At 71.2% G+C, this 6,133-nt stretch carries 4 protein-coding genes; 1 reads left to right on the top strand and 3 read right to left on the bottom strand.

Features of this window, described 5'->3' with window-relative positions; genetic code table 11:
• Positions 1-65 precede the first annotated feature (65 nt).
• Positions 66-1,190, top strand: coding sequence for an ABC transporter substrate-binding protein (locus ACFPFQ_RS37265; protein ID WP_379627520.1), 1,125 nt, complete (start codon positions 66-68; stop codon positions 1,188-1,190).
• Between the two features lie 64 nt (positions 1,191-1,254).
• Here the strand turns inward: ACFPFQ_RS37265 and ACFPFQ_RS37260 are convergent, their stop codons facing one another.
• Genes ACFPFQ_RS37260 through ACFPFQ_RS37250 form a run of 3 tightly spaced genes read right to left on the bottom strand, consistent with a single transcriptional unit; the run spans position 1,255 to position 6,118 of the window.
• Positions 1,255-2,100 carry a mycofactocin-coupled SDR family oxidoreductase gene (locus tag ACFPFQ_RS37260; RefSeq protein WP_379627518.1) on the bottom strand — a complete coding sequence of 282 codons (846 nt, stop codon included), beginning with the start codon at positions 2,098-2,100 and terminating at the stop codon, positions 1,255-1,257.
• Positions 2,097-4,061, bottom strand: a complete 1,965-nt coding sequence (locus tag ACFPFQ_RS37255; RefSeq protein WP_379627516.1) for a hydantoinase B/oxoprolinase family protein — start codon at positions 4,059-4,061, stop codon at positions 2,097-2,099. Before ACFPFQ_RS37255 ends, ACFPFQ_RS37260 begins: the two co-directional genes overlap by 4 nt.
• Positions 4,058-6,118: a hydantoinase/oxoprolinase family protein gene (locus ACFPFQ_RS37250; RefSeq protein WP_379627538.1), complete on the bottom strand. Its 2,061-nt coding sequence runs from the start codon at positions 6,116-6,118 to the stop codon at positions 4,058-4,060. The genes ACFPFQ_RS37255 and ACFPFQ_RS37250 overlap by 4 nt, the downstream gene beginning before the upstream one ends.
• Positions 6,119-6,133 lie beyond the last annotated feature (15 nt).

The following is a 6,133-nucleotide window of genomic DNA, read 5'->3' as shown; positions in this document are numbered from 1 at the left end:
TCTCCGGCAACGACACGCCGCAACAAGATCCTTGACCAGCAGCCGCGACCGCTAACTGAACGGCTTTGGCGTTAGCCCTGCTGACCGCGACGGCTGCCTTTGGCTCGAGCAGCACGTCCGGCACGGCAACAGGAAAGCCCGCCGAGTTCGCCATCGACTTCGTCCTCGACGTGACCGGGGTGTCCCAGACGTTCAGCCCGGCGGTCAGGCAGGGCTGGGACCTGCGGATCGAGCAGGCCAACGCGGCCAAGGAACTCGGCGGCACCACCCTCACCACGACGGTGCACGACACCCGCAGCGAACCCCGGACCGGCGCCGGTCTGATGGCCGAGGTGGGTGCGAGCGCCGCCCCGATGGCCGTCTTCGGGACGAGCAGCGCGGTCGCCCCCGCCGTCGCCCCGGTTGCGCAGCAGGCCGGGTTGCCGCTGGTCACGATCTTCTCCGGCAGCCCTGGCGTGGTCGACGCGGGAGACCACATCTTCCGGGTCACTGCGCCCCAGTCGACCTATCACCACCTGCAGAGCCAGTACTTCAAGCAGAACGGGGTGAAGCGGGTCGCGATCGTCTACAACAACGACATCGGAACCCTGAAGGACCTCGCCGAGAACTACTACCCGAAGGCCGCCGCGCGGGACGGCTACGAGATCGTCCAGAGTTCCGCGGTCTCCGCCAAGGCACCCGATCTCTCGTCGGAGATGACCGGGGTACTGGCCTCGAAACCCGACGCGGTGCTGATGCTCGTACTCGGCCAGCAGAACACCTCGATCGTCACGCAGCTGCGCCGGGCGAACTTCCCCGGCGTGATCGCTGCCCAGCCCGGCGTCGGGAACCAGGCGCTGCTGGCACTCGGCCCGGCCGCCGACGGCATCGTCTACCCGATCGACTTCAGCCCGGCGACCACGTCCGCGTCCGGCGCGACCTTCGTCCGGGACTACCAGGCCAAGTACGGCACGGCGCCGGACACGTTCGCCGCCTCCGGCTACGACGGCGCGAGCATGACCGTGAAGGCGCTGGCCGCGGCTCCCGAGTTCACCCGGGAAGCGCTGCTGAAGAGCATCTCCGACATCACCGCGAAGGATCTCGACGGCGCCTCGGGCACCGTCCACTTCGACGGCCGCGACGCCCGGGTCGACGGGATGATGGTCCGGTGGGAGAAGGGCCGGGAGACCCTCGTCGCTCCCCCGGCATGACGAAGGGGCGGGCACACCACACGGTGTGCCCGCCCCTCGTGTCCGCTCCTGCCGCGCCCTTCGCCTACGCCGCCCCGGGCGGCAGCCGGAAGGGCTGCAGGGCCCCGGCATCGACCGGTAGCGCCGTACCCGTGACGAACGCGGACTCGTCCGAGGCCAGCCAGGCCACCGCGTTGCTGACGTCAGCGGCGGCGACCCACGGGACCGGGAGAGCGTTGCTCTTCCGGTAGGCCCGCGCGGCGTGCTCGCGGGTGGTGGCCCCGGCGAGGGCGTAGAAGGCCGGGTTCTGGACCATCGGTGTGTCCGCGGTCGTGGGGTGCACCGAGTTCGCCCGGATCCCGTACGGCGCCAGCTCCACGGCCAGCGACCGCATCAGCCCGGTCACCCCGTGCTTGGCCGCGGTGTAGTGCGCGACGTTGGGCAGGGCCGCCAGCCCCGCGATCGAGCTGATCAGCACGATCGACCCGCCCCGGCCCGCCTCGATCATCGCGGGAACCACCGGCCGGACCGTGTGGAACGTCCCGGTCAGGTTGACGTCGACGACCTCCCGCCACTGCTGCGGGGTCAGCTCCCACACCCGACCGAAGGACGAGACACCGGCGTTGGCCACCACGACGTCGATCCGGCCGAACTCCGACAGCGCGGCGTCGACCGCCTTCTCCATGGCGGCCGCGTCCCGGACGTCGGCGTGCAGGCCCAGGCAGCGCGCTCCCAGCCCGTGCACCGTCGCCACCGTCTCGGCGAGGTCCTCCGGGGTCGCCGGCGGGTACGGGACGGTCTCGACCGCAGCGCACAGGTCGATCGCGACGACGTCGAGGCCGTCCTGCGCGAGCCGCACCGCGTGCGCACGCCCGAGCCCGCGGGCCGCGCCGGTGACCAGCGCGACCCTCCTCGGTTCAGCCCGCGTCACCCGGCCACCGCTCGCGCGCGAGCGGTGGCCTCGACGTCCACCCGGACACCCTCCGGGTCACGCTGCGGGTCCCCGACCACGACCACGCCGTAGTCGGCGAGTGCGCCCGCGATGCTGACGTACTCGTCACGGACGTCGTCGCACACGTCCTGCGGGTCCCTGCCGAAGGGATCTCCCCAGCCACCGCCGCCGTTGGTCTCGTACCGGAACATCGACTGCGGCGCGGTGTGCCAGACCGGCGTGCTGGCGAAGTAGAAGTACCGGCCCGCCGGATCCGTGGTCTTCGTGTCGGGATCGAGCACGCCCGCCACGGGGATCGTCCCGGCGTAGACCGACGGATCGGTGTCGACGAGATCGGCACGGCCCCTGACGTCGGCCACCTCCGGGGGGAACAGCCAGACCGCGCCCTGCGAGCCGGACCGGCCCTCGTTGACGCCGATCCCGGTGGCCGTGCGGGTCGACAGCGGGTTCGACCAGTGCTCCGCGTCGGTCAGGTAGAGCGTGTCCTTGCGGACAGCGGCGCCGCCACGGTGCCTCCCCGCGCCCGCGGAGTCGATCACGTACTCCTTGCGCAGCACGACCGCCGGGATGTCCGACTCGATCGCCTCGGTGGCCGGATCCAGGGCGTTGACCTGGTAGAAGCTCTGGTAGCTGTCCGCGTCGCCGTGCCGGGTGGCGCCCCAGGGTCCGTGCTCCCCGCCGCACTGCGCGGTGCCGACCCATGGCATGCCGCCGGGCAGGACACCGTTGGCGTTGTGGATGTTGAGCGAGCCGTAGTCACCGCCGACGGCCCGCTCCCCCAGCGCCTTGTCCAGCGCGCGGAAGATGCCGCGGATGATCGCCTGGGTGGTCTCCCAGTACATGAACACCGCGCCGTCCGGCGGGACCGCGCTCACCACGGTGCCCGGCGGGATGACCAGGTCGATCGACCGGAAGGCGCCGGAGGTGTAGGGCTCGGTCGGGTCGATCAGGAACTTCAGCGCCATCACCACCGCGCACTTCGCGTCGAGCGCCGCGGCGTTGATGCAGGTCCTGGCCTGCGGCGACGTGCCGCTGAAGTCGATCTCCAGCCGCTCGCCGACCTTCCTGACGTCGACCGCGACCTCGTACTGGACGGTGTCGTCGATCCCGTCGGCGTCGATCGATTCCCGGGACGAGTAGTGGCCGTCCGGGAGGCCGGCGAGCGCCATCGCCATGGACTCCGCCGAGGAGTCCACCGCGTACCGGATCGCGCCGTGGAACGCCTCGATGCCGTAGCGCTCGATGCTCTGCCGGATCAGCCGCTCCCCCAGTGCGAGGCTCTGGTTGATCGTCTTGATGTCCGGCAGGATGATCGGGCCGAAGCGGGCGTTGTCCAGGATCAGGTTGAAGGTCGAGCGGACCGGCGCGCCCTCCCGGTAGAGCAGCGTGGGCGCGATGACGAGGCCGGTCTCGTACACGTTCCGCTTCGTCGCGCTGAAGCCCGCGGGCACGATCCCGCCCATGTCCAGCTGGTGGGCGCGGATCGACACGTAGGACACGACGCGGCCCTCGTGGAAGACCGGCCGGATGAAGCACACGTCGTTGACGTGGTTGCCGACCCGGTAGGGGTCGTTGGACACGAGGACGTCGCCCTCGCGCAGCTCACCGGGCCCGAACTCCTCGACGGTGTTGCGGACGGCCTCGGACATCGTCCCGAAGAACGCCGCGAGGCTCTTGCCGACGGCGGGCATCGGGTAGTTCTGCTCGGGTGGGCCCGAGATCGTGGCGTTGAAATCGTACCAGTCGCGCAGGATGAGCGAGAAGGCGTTGCGCAGGATGCCGGTGCTCATGTGCTCGACGATGTAGCGCATCCGGTTGCCCAGCACGGAGGCGGTGAACCGGTCCGCGCCGTAGCGCGCCCGGAACTCCGCATCGTCGAGGTCCCGGATCGCGATGTCCGAGTGCGCCGTGTCCGAGGGTGCCGTGTCGGTGGTGGTCATGCCTCGCTCCTCTCGTCCTGGCGGATCCGCAGCTCGCCGAAGCGGCCCACGGTCGCCGTCTGCCCCGGCACCAGGAACGTCGTCGACAGCGGTTCCCTGATCACCGCGGGTCCGGGGATCCGGTCGCCCGCCAACAGGTCCGAGCGCTGGTACTCCGGCGCGGGTACCCCGTCACCGGCCGGCTCCGCTCCGATGCCGAGGTGCTGGATGGTCAACGTCCGCCGTGCCTGCGGCTCCCCCGACCCGCGGGTCGGCAGCTCGGGGTACTCGACCTTCGCCGCGTCGACGACCGCGCGGACGCGGAAGGTCACCCCCTGGACCGGGACGAACTCGAAGCGGTTGCCGGAGCGCTCCGCGTAGGTGTCGTGGAAGCTCGCGATCATCTCGCTCATCGCGTCGGCCGTGATGGTGCCGGTGGGCACCGGGACGAACGGGGTCTCCCAGCTCTGGCCGTACAGCCGCCCGTCGAAGCTGCGTGCGAAGACCGCGTCCGTGCGGTACTCCGCGGGCAACCCCTCGCGCAGCTGCTCCTCCATGGACCGGTAGAGCCCGTCGATCTCCTCGGCCGCGTCCGGGCCGAGGATCGTGTAGGCGCTGCGGCTCTCGGAGAACACCAGGTCAGAGCTGACCAGCCCGAGGGCCGAGAACAGCCCGGGGTGCGGCGGGACCACCACCTCGGCGGCCCGCACCTGCTCCAGCGCGGCGGGCAGCAGCATCGGTCCCGCCGCCCCGAAGGCGACGAGGCTGTAGTCGCGCGGATCGATGCCGTGCTGCACCGCGACGTTGACCAGGCCCTCGGCGATGTTGGTGACGCCGATGTGGAAGGCGTAGCTGATGCGCTGCTCGAGCGACAGCGGCGAGTCGAGCTGCTCGAACGCCTGCCGAGAGCCGTCGGCATCGAGCTTCATCCGGCCGCCCGCGAAGCCCTCGGGATCCAGGATCCCCATCAGCAGGCAGGTGTCGGTGGTGGTCGGCTGGGTGCCGCCCGCGTCGTAGCAGGCGGGACCGGGATCCGCGCCCGCGCTGCCGGGCCCGACCTGGAGCTCGCCGGTCGGGCCGACCGTCACCAGGCTCCCGCCGCCGGCGCCGATGCTGCTGATCTCGTTCGACAGGGCGTTGACCACGAGGTCGTACTCGAGCTCGAAGGTCGTGTCGACGTACGGCTCACCGCCGGTGACCAGGCTGATGTCGCAGGACGTGCCCCCGACGTCGGCGCAGAGCAGATCCTGGATCCCCAGCATCCGACCGAAATGGGCGCCTGCGACCGTGCCCGCAGCAGGACCGGCGAACACGATCCGGTACGGCGCGGCCATGGCCGTCTCGGCGGGCAGCAGGGCGGCCGAGCAGTCCGCGAAGTGCAGGTCGCCGGAGAAGCCGAGGTCGGTGAGCCCCGCGGACAGCCGCCGCGTGTACTCGCCGTAGATGAGCTGCATGAAGACGTCGACGACGGTGGTCGACGCCCGGGCGTACTCCTTGGCCAGTGGCGAGACCTCGCTGGAGATCGAGACCGGGACGTCGCCCAGCACCTCGTGCACGAGCTCGCGCAGCCTGACCTCGTGGGCGCCGTCCACGTAGGCGTGCAACAGGCAGATCGCCACCCCACGGACCTCGCACGTGCGCAGCACCTCGAGCTCGGCCCGGGCCTGGGCCTCGTCGAGCGGGAACAGCACGCCGCCGTCCGCGGTCCGCCGCTCGCGGATGCCGCGGCGGAGGTAGCGCGGCACCAGTGGGCGGGCGGCGTCCCCGAACGGCCGCCGCCACGACGGGTCGGTGAGCCCCCCCATCGGCCGCCAGCCCCGGCCCGCGTCGAGGATGTCGCGGTGCCCCGCGGTGGTCAGGAACCCGATCTTGGGCAGGTTCCGGGTGATCACGGCGTTCAGGCCGTGGGTGCTGGCGTGGTTGAACACCGCCGCGTCCTGCACACCGATCTCCGCGGCCCCGCGCAGGACACCCGCCTCGGTGTTGCCGGTCTCGGTCGCCACCTTCACCGTGTGGATCCGGCCGTCCCGGATGGCCACGAGGTCGGTGAACGTGCCACCGACGTCGACTCCGATCATGCTCACGCCTGCTCC

It is taken from the genome of Pseudonocardia sp. GCM10023141 (genome assembly GCF_042653605.1).
The sequence above is the reverse complement of the archived record's forward strand: the minus strand, read 5'-3'. Positions and strand labels throughout refer to the sequence as shown.